Annotated in this window: 7 protein-coding genes; 5 read left to right on the top strand and 2 right to left on the bottom strand. The window is 70.0% G+C overall.

Going from position 1 to position 18,196, the window contains the following annotated elements; translation table 11 throughout:
- Positions 1–7: 7 nt before the first annotated feature.
- Together ACH35V_RS29815 and ACH35V_RS29810 are read left to right on the top strand one after the other, a co-directional pair.
- On the top strand, positions 8–7,075 hold the full coding sequence (locus tag ACH35V_RS29815) for a DNRLRE domain-containing protein (protein ID WP_395977697.1): 7,068 nt from the start codon (positions 8–10) through the stop codon (positions 7,073–7,075).
- Between the two features lie 66 nt (positions 7,076–7,141).
- Positions 7,142–7,681 carry an SUKH-4 family immunity protein gene (locus ACH35V_RS29810; protein WP_395977281.1) on the top strand — a complete coding sequence of 180 codons (540 nt, stop codon included), beginning with the start codon at positions 7,142–7,144 and terminating at the stop codon, positions 7,679–7,681.
- Positions 7,682–8,190: 509 nt separating this feature from the next.
- On the opposite strand, the gene ACH35V_RS29805 is transcribed toward ACH35V_RS29810, so the two are convergent.
- Entirely contained in the window at positions 8,191–9,594 is a 1,404-nt protein-coding gene (locus ACH35V_RS29805; protein WP_395977279.1) for a dipeptidase, read from the bottom strand.
- Entirely contained in the window at positions 9,587–10,768 is a 1,182-nt protein-coding gene (locus ACH35V_RS29800) for an MFS transporter (protein WP_395977277.1), read from the bottom strand. The genes ACH35V_RS29805 and ACH35V_RS29800 overlap by 8 nt, the downstream gene beginning before the upstream one ends.
- Positions 10,769–10,872: 104 nt before the next feature.
- On the opposite strand from ACH35V_RS29800, the gene ACH35V_RS29795 reads away from it, so the two are divergent.
- From ACH35V_RS29795 to ACH35V_RS29785, 3 genes are all read left to right on the top strand, one after another.
- Positions 10,873–13,797, top strand: a complete 2,925-nt coding sequence (locus ACH35V_RS29795) for an AAA family ATPase (protein ID WP_395977275.1) — start codon at positions 10,873–10,875, stop codon at positions 13,795–13,797.
- An 86-nt stretch (positions 13,798–13,883) separates the two neighbouring features.
- Complete coding sequence (locus tag ACH35V_RS29790) at positions 13,884–15,905, top strand: PQQ-binding-like beta-propeller repeat protein (protein WP_395977273.1); 2,022 nt, start codon at positions 13,884–13,886, stop codon at positions 15,903–15,905.
- Between the two features lie 69 nt (positions 15,906–15,974).
- The gene (locus ACH35V_RS29785) at positions 15,975–18,182 is read left to right on the top strand and encodes a PQQ-binding-like beta-propeller repeat protein (protein ID WP_395977271.1); all 2,208 of its coding nucleotides are present in this window, start codon (positions 15,975–15,977) and stop codon (positions 18,180–18,182) included.
- Positions 18,183–18,196 lie beyond the last annotated feature (14 nt).

Below are 18,196 nucleotides of genomic sequence, written 5' to 3'. Positions count from 1 at the left end.
CTACTACATGGTCGCCGTCAAGACCCGCGACGGGAAGATCACCCCGGGCCCGACCCAGCTCGCGCGGCTGCCCAAGGCCGGACGCGCCTACCGGATCTACCAGTCCGGCGTCACCGACACCACCCTCACCGCCTCCCGGCCGGACGAGAACCAGGACGTGCTGGCCGGCGAGCCGTGGCTGATGGCCGGCAACAACAGCGGCACCTACGGCAGGGCACGCGCGGTGCTGAAGTTCCCCGACCTGTCCGACATCCCCTCCACCGCCCGGGTGCTGGACGCGCAGCTGCGGTTGTGGAGCGTGGGCGTCGACCCGGGCGGAGCGGCCACTTACGAACTGCGGGGCCTGACCCGCGCCTTCAACGAAACCACCGCCACCTGGAACAAGGCCGACGCCGCCACCTCCTGGACCACCCCCGGCGGAGACATGGACGCCACCGCCGCCGGGACCGGCGGGAACTGGAGCAACGACCCGCAACAACGCGTACTGAACGCCACCTCGCTCGCGCAGAGATGGGTCGCCGATCCCGCGTCCAACAAGGGCGCGATCGTCAAGCTCGCCAACGAGACGACCCCGGCCGAGCGTGCGATCTTCGTCTCCAGCGAGGGCCGCGAACCCCAGCTGCGCCCCCAGCTGGTGGTCACCTACCTGGAGACCACGCCGGAGAACACCTACTACGTCCCGGCGACGCCGGCGGCGGTGGCGCCCGATTCCACCCAGCCCATCGAGGTCACCCTCACCAACACCACCACCGAGACCTGGAATCTGGCCGACTGGGTGCTGTCGTATCGGTGGAGCCGCCCCGACGGGTCCCCGGTGACCGTCACCCAGCTGCACACCGCGTTGCCCAAGAACCTGGTGCCCGGCGACACCGTCACCGTCCAGGCTCAGGTCAAGGCTCCGGCGTCGTCCACCGAAGGCAACAAACGCGTCGACCACGTCCTGGAATGGGACTTGTGGAACAAGACCACCAGCACCTGGCTCTCCCAACAACCCGCCGCGGCCGGGGCCCGCGCCGCTGCAGCGGTCAACCGGGTCGGCGCGCTCAAACAAAGTCTGGCCGTCGAGGAATCCACCTCCGACCAGGTCGGCCTGGAGAAGTTCTACGCCTACGCCGGAAAGAACACCGGCGCCGGCTCCGCGGTGATGAACAACCTTCACGCCGGCAACGCCGTCTGGCAGTACAACGCCTTCACCAACCCTTCCCGTGGACTGGCGACCTTCCTGCGCCTGGCCTACAACTCCAAGGACACCTCCGACAGCGTCGCCGGCTACGGCTGGTCCATTCAGGCGTCCTCGCTGATGCGGCTCGGCTCCCCGATCGACCCGCACCCCAACACCCACGGACGCACCGTCTCCCTCACCGACGGCGACGGCACCACCCACACCTTCACCCTGAACGATAAAGACAACAGCGATCCGGCCGACGACGAATACACCGCCCCCGCCGGCGTGCACTACTACCTGCAACGCCTCGCCGAATGCAAACCCAAGGACGAACTGTCCCGCGCCTGGGTGATGACTCGCCCCGACCGCACCCAGTTCTTCTTCGACTGCACCGGCTACCTGTCCTCCATCGAGGACAACAACGGCAACCGGATGGACTTCACCTACGAAGTCCGCAAATCCCAGAACAAGCCGACCAAGTTCCTGCGCTACATCACCGACCCGGCCGGTCGGCAGACCCTCACCATCGACTACTGGGCCAAAGGCCAGGACTACTCCTACATCGATGACACCACCTGGGAGAAGAAGACCGGCACTGGCCTGACCAATCCCCACATCATCGACCACGTCAAATCGATCAAAGACATCTCCGGCCGCACCCTCACCCTCACCTACACCGACAAAGGCCTGCTCGGAGAACTCATCGACGGCGCCGCCTCGTCCCAGCCCAAGGTGTTCGGGTTCCGCTACGACGCCACCCAGGGCAACAAGAACGTCAAACTCGTCAAGGTCACCGACCCCCGCGGCCACGCCACCGACCTGGCCTACTACGACACCCCCGAAGACGACCCCAAATTCAAATGGTCGCTCAAGACCATCACCGACCGCCTCGGACACCCCACCACCTACGCCTACACCGACCCCGACGGCACCACCGGCCAACAGATCCGCACCGCCGTCACCGACGCCGAAAACCACGCCACCACCTACCTGATGGACGGCAAAGGCCGCCCCATCCAAACCACCAACGCCAAGAACCAGACCACCAAACTCGGCTGGGACGACGACAACAACGTCACCCGCCTCGAAGAACCCCCCGCCACCACCGGAGCCACCCCAGCGGTATCGACCTGGGCCTACGACCCCAACACCGGCTATCCCACCGAAATCAAGGACGCCGAAGCGGTCAAGAACGGCTGGTCAGGCACCACCCTCACCTACCAGACCGGCCTCAACGGCCACATCGCCGACCTGATCTCCAAGCGTAGCTCTGAAGGCCGCACCTCCACCTTCGGATACACACCCGAGGGCGACCTGTCCACGGTCACCGACCCACTCGGCAACGCCACGGGAACCGGCGGCGACTACACCACCACCTACACCTACGACACCTGGGGCCAACTCCAAACCGCCAAAGACGCCAACGGCCACACCACCACTAACACCGACTTCGACCCCAACGGCTACCCGCGCACCATCACCGACCCGCTACAAAAGCAGACCAAGTTCCTCTACGACGAACGCGGCCAGGTCACCAAGGTCACCGACGCTCTCAACCACCACTCCACCCAGACCTACGACACCTACGGCCGTCCACTCGAAAGCACCACCCCCAAGGAACAGGCGGCGGGCGACGTTATCACGACCCCCGCCCCGGAATACGACGCCAACGACAACGCCGTTAAGGTCTACGCCCCCAATGGCACGGTCGCCACAGCCAACTACGACGATGCGGACCAGCTAGCCGCCTCTTACGCGCCCCGCGATGAATCCGGCGACCCTGAGCGCAAGACGACTTTCACCTACGACAAGGTCGGCAACCTCACATCCCAGACCGACCCCAAGGGCAATCTGACGGCCGCCGAGAACGATTTCACGGTGACCAGTGTCTATGACGAGCTCAATCGGCTCGCCGAGGTCGTCAACGTCAAGGGCGAGAAGATCACCAACACCTACGACAACGTAGGGAACCTGGTCAAGGTCGTCGACCCGCGGAAGAACGCCACCACCGACACCGGCGACTTCACCACCAAGTACACCTTCGACCTGAACCACCGGACCAAGTCGACCACCGATGCCATCGGGAAATCGACGTCGACGAATTACGACCGCGACGGCCTGCCGATCGAAACGATCGACCAGGAGAACAACAAGACCATCGTCTCCTTCGACGCCCGCGGCAAGCCCTACGAAGTGAAAGTGCCGCACGAGGACGACGGCGGGATCGTCTACAACACCACCCGGTACGAATACGACCAGGTCGGCAACCAGACCAAGACGGTCACTCCTCGCGGAGTGGCGACGGCCGCGGCCGGTGACTTCACCTACGAGACCGTCTATGACGAGTTGAACCGGGTCAAGGAGCAACTGACCGCCTACGACCCGGCCGACCCTCGCTACAACACGCCCGACCGCACTCTGGTCGAGTACGACCCGGTCGGCCGGATGACCAAGGTCTCGGCACCCCCGTCGGCGGGCCAGAGCGTCCGCAACGACACGACCTACACCTACTTCGACAACGGCTGGACGCGCACCAGCACCGACCCCTGGGACATCGCGACCAAGTACGACTACAACCTGCTCGGCCAGCAGATCTCCAGCACCCTCACCTCCGCCGGAGGGTCGTCATCGCGGACGCTGGGCTGGGAGTTCTACCCCTCCGGCAATCTCAAGGCCCGCACCGACACCGGAACCCCCGTCGGGCAGCAGGTCGTGCTGGTCGACGACTCCGACTACAACAACACCGCCGAAGCCCCGAGCGGAGGCTGGACGTCGGCGACCGCGCAGCAGCAGTACGGCTACTCGGTCCACACCCGCCCTGCCGGTGACGGCACTGGCCTGTTCGTGTGGCAGCTCTCCATTCCCCAGGACGGCACATACGAGGTCTTCGCCCGCCATCCCAGCACGACGGGCGCGGCCCCCAACGCCCAGATGACCGTCACCCACACCGCCGGCGACACCACCAAGACCGTGGATCAGACCGCCGGCGCGGGCGAATGGCAGAGCCTCGGCTCCTACGACTTCACCGAGAACGGCCCGCACAAGATCACCCTGTCGGACAGGGCCACCGCGGGCACGACCGTGATCGCCGACGCGGTGAAACTCGTCCGCGACAACACCGGTGAAGCCGACACCGAGAACAAAGCCTTCACCTACCGCTACGACCCCAACGGCAACCTGACCGAGGTCGGCGACAACTCACCCGCCGCGAAGATCGACACTTACGCCACCACCTACGACGAGGTGAACCGTGTCGCCAAGGTGGAGGAGAAGACCGGGACCGGCGTCGTCAACTCCACCGCCTACACCTACGACCCCAACGGCAACCCCCTCACCCGGACCCACGACGACACCTGGTCGAAGTTCGACTACAACACCCTCGACCTGATCGAGAAGATCACCAACGCCCCCTCCGCGACCGCCGCGGACCCGCGGGTTTCGACCTTCACCTACACCCCGCGGCAGCAACTGGCCGCCCAGACCAAGCCGAACGGCAACACGGTCGCCTTCACCTACACCCTCGACGGGCTCATCGGTCACCAAGTCGAGAAGAAGACCGGCGGCGGCGTGGTCGCCGAACACACCCTCGAATACACCCCCAACGGGCACATCGCCAACGACGTCGCCCGGCTGATGAACGCCGACAACCCCGGCTCCCTGCTGGACACCACCTACGCCTTCACCTACGACCCGCAGGACCGGATCGCCCAGGTCGCCAAGACCGGACACTCCGCCGGCACCGAGGCCTACGCCTACGACGGCAACAACAACGTCGTCACCCAGACCGTCGCCGGAACCACCACCACGCACAACTACGACCGCAACCGGCTGCTGACCTCCTCGGCCAACGGCATCACGTCCACCTACAACTACGACCCGCTCGGGCGTCTCGACACCACCTCCACCGGCGGACAGGTCACCGGGAAGTACCGCTACGACGGCTTCGACCGCATCGCCTCACACACCACCGGCACCGGCAGCACGGCAAAGACGACCACCTACACCTACGACCCCTTCGACCGGACCACCTCCACCACCGAGGGCACCGAACGCACCGACTTCACCTACCTGGCCACCGGCCCCGACGTCCTCACCGAAGAAGTCGCGGGCAAGGTCACCAAGTCCTACGAGTACTCCGCCTGGGGCAGCAAGCTCACCCAGCTCAAACACACCGACTCCCGCCAGGAGATCTCCCAGTACACCTACCACCCGCGCGGCGACGTCGAGGCGATCACCAGGGAGAACGGCGACACCCGCGCCACTTACGGCTACACCGCCTACGGCGACAACGACTCTCCATTCTTCACCGGTGCGGACAAACCTGATCCCCAACAGCCCGACGCCGAGCCTTACAACTCCTACCGGTTCAACGCCCACCGCTGGGACCAGGGCTCAGGCACCTACGACATGGGGTTCCGCAACTACGACCCCGGCTTGAACCGGTTCCTCACCCGCGACATGTACGGCGGCGCCCTGGACGACATGGGCCTGGCCACCGACCCGTTCACCATGAACCGCTACGCCTTCGCCGGCGGCAACCCCATCAGCAACATCGAACTCGACGGCCACTTCGGCTGGAAAGACCTCGGCAACGGCCTCGCCGGCGCCGCCACCTCCGCGATCGGCACCGTCGCACTCACCAACCCACTCACCGGGACGATCGAGATGGCCGGCTGGGCGGGGATCGGCCCCGGCATCTCCGGCGGCTACCGGGACAGCCTGGAGCAGTTCGGCGTCGACTCCGGCTCCGGCGCATTCAAGGTCGGCTTCTGGGGCACCGAGATCGCCTCAGTATTCCTCGAGGGCGCCGGTGCCTACAAAATGGGAGGGAAGTTCGCGATCCGCGGCGGCGCGCGCCTCATTCGTCACCTCCTGTCGCGGGGTGGGGACGAAGCGGCCACCGCCGTCAGCCGGCTCGGCGGCGACGCGGCCGCGGCCGCCAAGGCCGCGTCCTCTGCCGCCGACTCCCTCCCCTCCAAGGCCGGTTCCGGCGCCAAAGCGGCACGCCCCAGGTCCGGACCGGCCCCTGCCGCCCAAGCCCCCAAGTGCAGCTTCCTGGCAGGAACCAGCGTTCTGATGGCCGACGGGTCGCAGCAGAACATCGAACAGATCCAAGCCGGTGACCAGGTCATCGCCACCGACCCCGAAACCGGTGACACTCGCCCCCGCACAGTGGTCGAGCCCTTGACAGAGAAGGGCAAGAAGACCCTCGTCACGATCACCATCGACGTCGACGGAAACCACGGCTCCCAGACCGCCGAAATCACCGCGACCGACAACCATCCCTTCTGGCTTCCCGACTACGGCCGCTGGACCGACGCCGACGATCTCAAAGCCGGAATGTGGCTGCGCACCAGCGCCGGCACCTGGGTCCAGATCAAGGCCATCGCGCGGAAGATCGTCCGAGACCAGCGGGTCCATAACCTCCTCGTCGCCGGAACGCATTCCTTCTACGTGCTGGTGGACGGCACCCCGGTACTCGTACACAACTGCGGCGGGAAGATCAAATATGGAACCGGTATCAGCCGGCTCGCCATCGACGCCAGGAAAGCGAACAATTGGCTCACGGGCGGGCGAAACGTAGCGGCGATCGTATTCAGTGACGGGAGTGGCGCCACGCGCACCGCTGTCGCGCGCAGCTGGGGTCGGCACGCGGAGAAACGAGCTTGGGACAAGGCTCAGAAAATGGGGGCGACCGTTGACGACGTCGACCACATCTACACCGAACTCGCTCCCTGTGACTATGCGGGATGCGACGTGTGGCTCGCCACCACGTTCAGGGAGGCGAGCGTGTGGTGGAGCTTCAACTACACCCACGGTCGTGGCCTTGCGGGCTACTATGGCCGGCGGGCCGGCATGAACGCTCTTAAAAAGGCGATCGCAGGCATCCGCCGAGGAGATTTCGGGTGATGAGTTGATGGGGGGAAATGTGGCTGATAGCATTCCCGAAGTCATCTGATGCCGGGAGAAGTCACCATGCCGTACGCGCCGAAATGGCTCTCAATGGAATCATGGCAAGGGGTCGGAAAGATGGACCTTTCGCCAGCGGCGATCGAATCCGCGGGCGTGCCGGCCGACGCGGCTCTCGCCCTCAGGGAATTCGGGCTCCCCCGGGAGATCGAGGGCATGTTCTATCCGTGCGAGAATCACCGTCCGTTGGAGCCGGTCGCCTTGCCCGACGGAAGACGGGCCTTCGTGCTCGGGCAGAATGAAACCGGTGTTCCGGGTCTGTACTGCGTGGATGCCGCAGGCACGGTCGTGCATTGCCTCGAGGAGGACATTCGAATCGTCAATACCTCGCTGCTGGCATTTCTCGACGCGTTGGCGGCGTGGCAGACCTTCCTCGAAGCATTCCCGGAAGAAGACGAAGCTGAGGACGAAGACTACGAGAAGAGCAGGACCTCGTACGGCAAGAAGTTGGCCAAGAGCGTAAAAAAGGCTGACAGCGAAGCTTATCGTCAGCGTGGCTCTTGGTGGTCGAGAGTCTATGAAGACGTCAAACGAGGCATTCTCTAAGCAGTCGAGAGGGCCGGGTCACGGGCGAGCGAACCGCTGGCTGTCAGTAGGCAGATACCGCGTCCGGCAATGACCTTACGTGAGGTGACGGTCGAACCTGGTCATGTCCGAGCCCAGCGAAGAACCAGAGGGGCCGCCCCCACGGGTCGCTTGGTTGATGAACGAAGGGGCAGCCAGATAGTGAGATTCCCCGCTGCGCGGACACCGGCGGTGAGGTCACTCGTGGATGTCTTAGGGCAGGGTGAGCCCTTCGAACGTGACGGGGCTGTGCATTCCGATACTGGAATGGCGTCCATGGGGATTGTTCCAGCATTCGATCCATTCGAAGACCGTGCCAGCCGACTCTTCCCTGGCTTTCTGTGTCCGAGTGACATGCCCGATAAACCCACACCGCACCGCCGCTGGTGCGTTATCGGTGCGTGCTAGGTGAGGCGCGGTTGTGTTGCAGAGTGGGGTCTGTGGAGGCATCGGGTGTGAAGCAGTTCTCGGGGCTGGCGAGAATGTGGTGGTCAGGCGGAGTTTGCAGGCGGGGGCTCGGATTCTGGGCCTGCGGTTTGAGGGCCGCTGTCCGGTAGGGCGGCGAGTTCGTTGAGCAGGAGTGCTTCGGCTAGGCAGGCGTGCTCGAAGTCGGCCAGGTGCAGGCTCTCGTCGGTGCTGTGGGCCCGGCAGGCGGGGTCGCCTCCCGGGCTGGTCACCAGGATGGTCGATTCGGGGAATGTTTCGGCGAATTCGGCGACGAATGGGATGGCGCCGCCGCCCCCGATGTCGATGACGTCGCGGCCGTAGGCGAGCCGGTAGGCGCGGCGCGCGGCGTCGTAGACGGGGCCGTGCGGGTCGATGGCGTGTGGCTGGGCGAGGTCGGACTCGGTGACCTGGACCCGTACGCCCCAGGGGGCGTGGTCTAGGAGGTGGCGGGCCAGCGCCGCCCGCGCCCGCGGTGCGTCGTCGCCGGGCGCGAGCCGCAGGCTCACCTTGGCGCGGGCCGCCGGGACTAGGGCGTTGGGGGCGCCGGCGACCGCGGGTGCGTCGATCGCCAGCACGGTCGCCGCGGGCTTGGCCCAGATCCGGTCGGCGACGCCGCCGGTGCCCACGAGGGGCACGCCGTCGAGGACGGAGGCTTCGGCGCGGAACCGTTCCTCGGGGTATTCGACCGTTGGACGCGGGGCGGTGACGAGTCCCTCCACCGCGACGTCGCCGTTGTCGTCGTGGAGGGTGGCGAGCAGGCGGCACAGTGCGGTCAGCGCGTCGGGCGCGGCGCCGCCGTAGGTTCCGGAGTGCACGCCCGTTTCGAGGGTCCGCACCTCGACGACGCATGCGGCCAGACCGCGCAGCGTGGTGGTGAACGCCGGTACGCCGACGGCGAAGTTCTCGGAGTCGGCCAGCACGATGGCGTCCGCGGCGAGGCTGTCGCGGTGGCGGGCGAGGAAGCCGCCCAGCGTCGGGGAGCCGATCTCCTCCTCGCCCTCGACGAGGATCGTGACCCCGACAGGTGGACGGCCGCCGAACGCCCGGACGGCCGCCAGGTGCGCGGCGATCCCGGCCTTGTCGTCGGCGGACCCGCGGCCGTACAGGCGCCCGCCGGTGATCTCGGGTTCGAACGGCGGGGTCGTCCACGCGCCGGGATCGCCGGCGGGCTGGACGTCGTGGTGCGCGTAGAGCAGGACGGTCGGCCGCCCCGCGGGCGCGGGAAAGCGGGCGAGGACCGCCGGCCGGCCCGTTCCCGCGTCGTCCAGGATCTCGGTCCGGTGCGCGCCCGCGGCGGCGAAGAGGCCGGCGGTCATCTCGGCGCTGCGGCGCAGTTGCGGTGCGGCGCCGGGGTCGGCGCTCACCGACTGGACGCGGATCAGGTCCTTCAGATCGGACAGGACGCCGGGCAGGACGCGGTGCACGGCCCGTCGAAGATCGTCACTCATGGGTCGCTCCTCCGGTGATCCTTCGGTCGGTCCAGGTTGGGACGAGCGCGGCGAGCAGCACGGCGGCGGTCAGCAGGAAGCCGGCCGGGTATCCGGCCAGCCCGGCCACCAGCCCGAACCCGACGGCGCCGACGCCCATACCGCCGTCATAGGCGAGGTTCCACAGCGCGCTGACCTGGCCGAACCGTGACCTGGACGTGCGCTGGAACATCAGCGTCAACGTGACGTTCTGGGCGGCTCCGAACCCCGCTCCGAAGAGCGCCGCGGCGGCGATCGTGATCCACGGGTCGTGCGGCCAGGCGAGCCCGGCGGTGCCGGCGGCGGCCGCCAGCACCGCGGGGAGGAGCAGGCGTCCGGGGTCGCGGCGGTCTCCGTAGCGGCCCGCGAGCCAGCGGGCGAGCGGCATGGTCGAAGCCTGGGCCAGCAGGGCCAGCGAGGCCGTCCCGCGTGACGCGGCGGGTACGGCGAGGGGCAGGAAGGTCAGCAGGATTCCCGCCGCCAGCGTGACGGCGGCAAAGATCATCGTGGGCCGGGCGAGCCCGCCGTCGCGAAGCCCGCCCAGGACGCCCCTGTGCTGTTCGACCCGGCCCCGCGCCGAGGGCAGGCCGATCACGGTGGCGAGCGTGCCCAGCGAGACGACCGCTCCGGCGGTGAACACGAACCCGTACCCGAGCTGCTCGCTCAGCCACAGGCCCAGCGGCAGGGCCGCGACGGCGGGAACCCCGACCGCGACGCCGTACACGCCCAGCGCCTCACCCCGGCGCCTGCTCGGCACCAGTTCGGCGACCAGCGCGGGACCGGCCACCACGATGATCCCCAGCCCCGCCCCGCGCACCGCGCAGGCCGCCAGGACGAGCGGCAGCGCGGGCGACACCGCCAGCACGGCGGACGGCGCGCCCAGCAGGAGCAGGCCGGCGGCGATGCTGAGGCGATAGCCGCATCGCCCCAGGACGGCCGGTACGGCGAGTTCCATCAGCACGGTGGCCGCCATCATCACGCCGGTCGCCAGGCCCGCGCCGGTATCGCCCGCCCCGCCCGTCGCCGCGTACAGCGGGACGACGGGGACCAGCAGATAAAAGCCGGTCAGCGCGCCGAGCGACGCCGTCAGCAAGCAGATCATCTGGCGGTTCGGCATCGCCTCGCGCCGTTCCGCCGCCACGTCCAGATCGGTCACCGGAGCAGTGTCCTGCAGCGGCCGGTATGCGCGGATCGGGCAGTCGCCCTATCCGGTATGCCTGAGTTTTTCGGTTCGGAATCCCCATCTGGGAGTCTGGGGACGTGAACGCGCGCCCGGCAACCTCCGTGTTCGTTGGCCGAGACCAGGAGCTCGCGGTGCTCGCGGACGCCTTCGCCCAAGGCGAGAAGGGCTCGCCTGCCGCGCTGCTCATCGGCGGTGAGGCGGGTGCGGGCAAGTCCCGGCTGGTGGCCGAGTTCACCGCGGGGCTTTCCGGCCGGGCGCTCGTCCTCCATGGAGGATGCGTGGAACTCGGCGCGAGCGGACTCGCGTTCGCGCCGTTCACGGCCGTGCTGCGCGGCCTGGTGCGGAGGCTCGGCGCGGCCGGGGTCTCCGGCCTGCTGCCCCATGGCGAGGTGCGGGAGCTCGGACGGCTGCTCCCGGCCCTCGGTCCCGCCGCCGACGACCACCCCGGCATGGCGCGGGCGCGGCTCTTCGAGGAGTTCCTGACGCTCTTCGCCGCCCTGGCCGAGCGGCGGCCCGTCGTGCTGGTCGTCGAGGACGCGCACTGGGCGGACGGATCGAGCCGCGAACTGCTCGGCTTCCTCGTCCGCAACCAGTACACCGTTCCGGGCCTGCTGGTCATCGTCGTCCACCGCACCGACCAGCTCCACCGGGCCCACCCGCTGCGCGGGCTCCTGTCCGAGCTGGACCGGCTGGCATGGGTGACGCGGTTCGAACTGGACCGGCTGGCCAGGAACGACGTCGTCGCCCTGCTGCACGGTCTCCTCGGCCGCCGGCCGGACGCGCCGCTCGCCGAGAAGGTGATCCGGCGCAGCGCCGGGAACCCGCTGTTCGTGGAGGTCCTGTCGGCCGGGGCGGACGCTCCGGTGCCCGACACCATCCGCGACCTGCTGGTCGCACCGCTCGAACGGCTGCCTGACCGGACCAGGCGCGTCGTGCGCGCCGCGGCCGCCGGGGGCGTTCGCGTCGACCACACGCTGCTGTGCGCGGTCACCGGCCTGGGCGACGCGGGGCTGACGGACGCGTTGCGTCCAGCGGTGCGTTCCAACCTCGTACTGACCGTGGAGAACGCGTACACGTTCCAGCACGCGCTCGTTCAGGAGGTCGTGTACGAGGACACGCTGCCCGGAGACCGGACCCTGCTGCACCTGCGGTACGCCGAGGTGATCGAGAACGATCCCGTTCTCGTCCAGGACGGCCGCGCGGAGGTCGAGGCGGCGCACCACTGGTACGCGTCCAGACGCCGTCCGGCCCGGGCGCTTGCGGCCTCGTGGCGCGCCGCCGCCCAAGCCCGGGCCGCACTGGCCTACGCCGAGCAGCTGCACATGCTCCGCCGGGTCCTTGAGCTGTGGGAGCAGGTCCAGGACGCCGAACACCTGATCGCGACGCCCCGCGCCCAGGCGGTCGACGAGGCGATCCGTGCGGCCATGTCGGCCGGCGAGGCGACCCAGGCCATGGACCTGATCGACGCCGCCCTCGCAGAGAACCGGGGCGCCGCCCTCGCGGGGAACCAGGGCGCCGCCCGCGCGGAAAACCAGGGCGCCGCCCGCGCGGAGAACCAGGAGGCCGCTCGCGCGGGCCGGCTGCTCTCCTGCCGCGGGGAACTGCGGTTCGTTCTCGGCCGGCCGGGCGATCTGGCGGACCTGCGGGAGGCGGCGACGCTCATGCCGTCCGGTGACGGCGCCCGCGCGTCCGTCCTCAACACGCTGACCGGCCGCCTCCTGGCCATCCCGCGCGACGAGGAGGCCCGCGAGGTCGCGCGGGAGGCGTTCGCGGCGGCGCAGCAGGGCGCCGAGCGCGGCCCGCAGCTCACGGCCGCGGTCAATCTCGCCTACGCCCAGGGCCGGGCGGGCGACATCGACGGGCAACTGTCCCGCATCGCCGCCGCACGGACCGAGGCCGGCGATGTCGGCGACCACGACGCCCTCATGCACGCCCTCCGCTGCGAGGCGGACCTGCTCCAAGGATTCGGCCGGTACGGGCAGGCCGCCACCGCCGCCCGGCAAGGGCTGCGCGCCGCGGTCGAGGCCGGGCTGGCCCGCACCTCCGGCCCCGCGCACGCCGGCAACCTCGCCGAGGCGCTCATCGCGCTGGGCCACTGGGACGAGGCGAACGAGACGATCGACCACGCGCTCGACCACGCGCCGAACCCCAGCCTGCATGCCTACCTGCTGGTACTCCAAGGGACGATCGCCCTGCCCAGAGGCGACCTCCCACTCGCGCGAAGCTGCGCCGGCCATGCACGGGAGATCTTCACACGCGGCACCCGCCACGCCCAGGACTACCTGCCGCTGGTCCACCTCGAGGTGGAACTCCAACTCGCCCAGGACCACCTTCCCGAGGCCGCGAGCCTCGTCGGGCAGGCGCTGGAGACGGCGGAGACCGGGGCGAGCTCACGCTACCTCTGGCCGCTGATCGAGGCCGGGGCCCGCGCCGGGGTGCCCGGTCTGGACGAAGCGTCCTCCCAGCCGCCGGTCATCGGCCCCGTCCAGAGCGCTCACCGGCTCACCGTCACCGCGCAGACCCGAAGGCCCGACCTGTGGGACCGCGTCGCACGCGCCTGGGCCGACCTGGACCAGCCGCACCCCGAAGGGCTGGCCCTTCTGCGGGCGGCGGAGGCGGCCATCGAAGCCGGAGCACGGGACCGGGCCGCCGCACACCTGCGCCGCGCCGCCGCCCTGGCGGAACGGCTGTCCGCCCGTCCGCTGCGCGCCCGGATCGACCGGCTGGCGAGACTGGCCCGCATCTCCCCAGGCCCGGCCGACGCGGCGCCTGCCGGGCACGGGCGGGAGGACTTCGGCCTCACCCCGCGCGAACGCCAGGTCCTCGACCTGCTCGCCGCCGGACGAACCAACCGCCAGATCGCCGCGGAACTGTTCATCTCGGCCAAGACCGCGGGCACCCACGTCTCCAACATCCTCGCCAAACTCGGCGTCACCGGACGTCTCCAAGCCGCCACCACCGCGTACCGCCACCATCTCGTCCGAAACGACGAACCACGATGACGGGCCGACCAGTGGTGGGGGGTGTGCTCAGGTTGTTATGACCCCTTGAGGCGTTTGGGGCGTCGTATCACTCACGAGGACTATGAGTGAGCGAGGAGACGATGGCCCAGCTGGAACCGGACGACCCGCGGGAGATCGGCGGGTACCGGCTGCTCGGTCGCCTGGGCGAGGGCGGAATGGGTCAGGTGTTCCTCGGTCGCTCGGCGTCGGGGCTGCTGGTCGCCGTCAAGGTGATCCACGCGCGGTATGCCGACGACAAGAGCTTCCGGGCGCGGTTCCGCCGGGAGGTCGGCACGGCGCGCGCGGTCAGCGGGGCGTTCACCGCCCCGGTGATCGACGCCGACGCGGACGCGCCGAGCCCGTGGCTGGTCACCACGTTCCTTGAGGGCAGGCCGCTGAACGAGGCGGTCGCCGAGCACGGGCCGCTGCCCCCGCCCGCCGTGGCCGCGCTGGGCGCCGGGCTCGCCGAGGCGCTGATCTCGATCCACCGCGCGGGGATCGTGCACCGCGACCTCAAACCGCACAACGTCATGCTCAGCCCGGACGGCCCGCGGGTCATCGACTTCGGGATCGCGCGCGCCGCGGACGTCAGCGCCATCACCAGGACGGGCGCGGTCATCGGCTCGCCCGGCTACATGTCGCCGGAGCAGGCGCGCGGGAACGACACCGGCCCGCCCGGAGACGTCTTCTCGCTCGGCGCGGTGCTGGCGTTCGCCGCGACCGGCACGGGCCCGTTCGGCCGGGCGCAGATGCAGATCATGGTGTACCGGGTCGTCCACGAGGACCCCGATCTCAGCGGTGTCACCGATCCCCGGCTGCGGTCGATCATCGCCGCCTGCCTCGACAAGGACCCGTCGCGGCGGCCCGCTCCGCGGCTCCTGCTGGACTGGCTCGGGACGGCCGCTCCGCAGGGCGTGGCGTGGCTGCCGCCGCGGATGGCCGCGAGCATCGCGCAGGCCACCACCCAGGTCGCCGTGGGACGCAGGCCGATCGGACGGCGCGTCCTGCTGTTCGGCGGCGCCGGGACGGTCGCCCTCGCCGCCACCGGCGCCGTGGCCGCCACCGCACTGGACGCGCCGAAGAGGACGGCGCCGCAGGGGCGGCTCGTCCGGACGTTCGCCACCGGCGGCGCGGTCTCCGCCGACCCGATCGTCGCCGACGCGGGCCGGCGGGTCATCGTCGGCAGTGACGCGGGCCGGCTCTTCGCGTTCGACACCCGGAACGGGAACCGGATCTGGAGCTACCCGGAGACGGCCGACCGGCAGGCGCCCTTCAACGCCGCGCCGTCCTCGGCGGGGCCGACCCTGTACGCCGTCAGCGGCGACGGCAGGCTGCACGCCGTGGACGCGGCCTCGGGACGCGGGCAGTGGAGGACCACGAACGCCGACCATGTTCCGGGCACGATCCCGGTGCTCGGCGACCGGCTCATCTTCGTCCTCACCGGAAGCACCACCGAGAACAAGGCCGTGAACGTCTATGACCTGGAGGGCAGGGTCAAGGGGAGGATCCCGAACGTCCTGGGCGCGCCCGTCGCCGGAACGGGGAACGACGGCGAAGCGCTCGTCTACATGTCCGTACTCGGCGGCGTGGCGGCCTACGACCCCGGGACGGGCGCGCACAAGGCGTCGTTGCAGGCGCCGATCAGCTCCGTCCTCCTCAAGGCCGGCAACGGACTCCTGTACGGGATCGACATCCAAGGGCGGATCTGGGCGCACTCCCCGCGTGACGGCAGCCGGGTCTGGACGCCCCGGCGTCCGGGCGGCTCCGACCGGGCTCTCCCGTCCGGGCTTCCTGAGATCAGCGGTTCCGACGCCTACGTCACCGACAAGGACGGCTTCCTCTACGCGGTGGACGCCGGCAGCGAGTGGAAGGCGCCCAAGTGGACCTTCAGAACCGACGCGCCCTTCGACGTCGCTCCCCGTTCGGACGGGAGACTCGTCTACGCCGTGAGCACCGACGGCTACCTGCACGCCGTCGACCGGACCGACGGTGAAGAGGTGTGGCGCCTCCGCGCCCAAGGCAACGGCAGGGCCCGTCCCGCGGTCCACGGCGGCACCGTCTACGTGGGCGGCGCGAACGGCCTCCACGCGATCCGCCCGCCCGCCTGACCCGTCCGCCTGACCTGCCCGCTTGACCGACCGCTTCACCGACCGTCCACCCGAGCGACTGGAGACCGGATGGAACCCCTGCACGCCGACGACCCGGCGGGATTCGGCCCGTACCAGCTGCTGGCCCGCCTCGGCTCCGGCGGGATGGGCCGCGTCTACCTGGGACGCTCGCCCAGCGGCCGGACGGTGGCCGTCAAGGTGGTGCACGCGGAACTGGCGAAGGAGCCGGACTTCCGAGCGCGGTTCCGCCGCGAGGTCGCGGCGGCGAGCGCGGTCAGCGGGGCCTTCACCGCACCGGTGGTCGACGCCGACCCGGACGCGCCGAGCCCCTGGCTGGTCACGGCGTTCCTGCCCGGCCTGTCCCTGCAGGCGGCGGTGGAGCGGCACGGTCCCCTCCCGCCGCACGCCGTCGCCGCGCTGGGCATGTCGCTGGCCGACGGGCTCGCGGCCGTGCACCGCGCCGGGGTCGTGCACCGCGACCTCAAGCCGTCGAACGTCCTGATCACGCCGGACGGCCCGCGCGTCATCGACTTCGGCATCGCACGCGCCGCCGAGGGCGGCGCCGTCACCCAGTCGGGCATGGTCGTGGGCTCCCCCGGGTTCATGCCGCCCGAGCAGGCGGGCGGGCACGAGTCGGGGCCGCCCGGAGACGTGTACTCGCTGGGCGCGGTCCTGACGTTCGCCGCCACCGGGTCCGGGCCGTTCGGCGAGGCCCCGATGCACGCCATGGTCTACCGCGTCCTGCACGAGAACCCCGACCTCGGACGGGTGCCCGAACCACGGCTCCGCGCGGTCATCGGCGCCTGCCTGAACCGGGACCAGGCGGAGCGTCCCGCGCTGCCGACCCTCATGCACTGGCTCTCCCAGCTCGTCCCCGAGGACACCTCGCCGCAGAGCACCGGATGGCTGCCCGCCCCCGTCGCCGCGGAGATCACTTCGCTCACCCGGCAGGTCCCCCAGGGGCCGGTCAGGATGACGGGGACCGTCCCGGCCGCCGCCGCCCAGGCCCGCCCGGTCGGACGACGCAGGGCCCTGGCCGTCGGGCTGTCGCTGGCAGGGGCGGCCGGGCTGGCGGCGGCCGGCGGCGGCGCCGGCTGGTGGCTGCTGAACCGCGACGACTACCGATGGACGTGGGAGACCGAGTGGGGCGACGTCATCGACGGCCCGGCGGTCATGGGCGGCGTCGCGGTGCTCGACCAGGAGTGGGACAACGAGAACACCGTCTACGGGCTCGACGCCGACACGGGCGAGGAACGCTGGAAACGCAAGCTCGACGGCCGCGTCATCGGCTTCGCCGGCGTTCAGGACGGTGCCGTCTTCCTCTACAGCGGGGTGAGGCAGCTCATCGTCCTCAACGCGGCCGACGGGAAGGAGACCCTGCGGCTGCCCATCACCGAGGCCGGCGGGGGCGTCGTCACCGGCGGCGGCCTGATCTTCATGCGGCGCGGCGACCCGGAGACCGGGAAGGACGGGCTCGCCGCGATCTCCCTCGCCACCGGGGCCCTCCGCTGGCACGTTCCCATCGGGGACGCGGTGTCCTCCCCGCCGGTGTACGCGAACGGCGCCCTCTACTTCACCGCCGACCGCAGCCTGATCGCCGTCGACGCCGCCACCGGAAAGCCCCGCTGGACCAGCCCGGGCGAAACGAAGCTCATCGGCACCCCCGCCGTGGCCGGGGACACGGTGTACGTCTCCAGCGAGGCCGGGCTCAACGCGATGAGCACCACCGACGGCAAGCCGCGCTGGGCGTTCCCCAACACCGCGCCCAAGGGCGTCAGCTACGGCTGGATCCCGACCATCGCCGACCGGCTCGTCTTCATCCCGTCGAGCGGCGGCGACCTCAACGCCATCGACATCGCCGGCCCGGGACCGCGGGCCAGACCGCGCTGGACGTTCCCGACCGGCGGCGACGTCGAACTCGGCCCGACCAAGGAGCGCCTGCTCTCACCGGTGATCCACGGCGGCGTCGCGTGCGTCTTCAACGGACGGGACCGCCTGTCCGGCGTCGATGTCGCCACCGGCCGCCGCCTGTGGGAGCACCGGGCCGCCGCCTTCCAGGACGAGCTCCCGGTGATCGCCAAGGGCGGGGTTCACCTGGCCACCAAGGACGACGGCATCCTGTCCGTGGAGCCGAAGTCCGGGAAGGTCCTCGGCCGGATCGAGGGCCTCAAGACATCCCGCCTGTCGGCGGTCGGCGACCGCCTCTACTTCGCCGCAGGCCCCGTCGACCGCACCAAGCCCGACCGCGCTTCCGCCCTGGACCCGCCGACCCCATGAGCCAACCCCAACCG

Origin of the sequence: Actinomadura sp. 1N219 (assembly GCF_044326405.1) — a bacterium.
GTDB lineage: Bacteria > Actinomycetota > Actinomycetes > Streptosporangiales > Streptosporangiaceae > Spirillospora.
The sequence above is the reverse complement of the archived record's forward strand: the minus strand, read 5'-3'. Positions and strand labels throughout refer to the sequence as shown.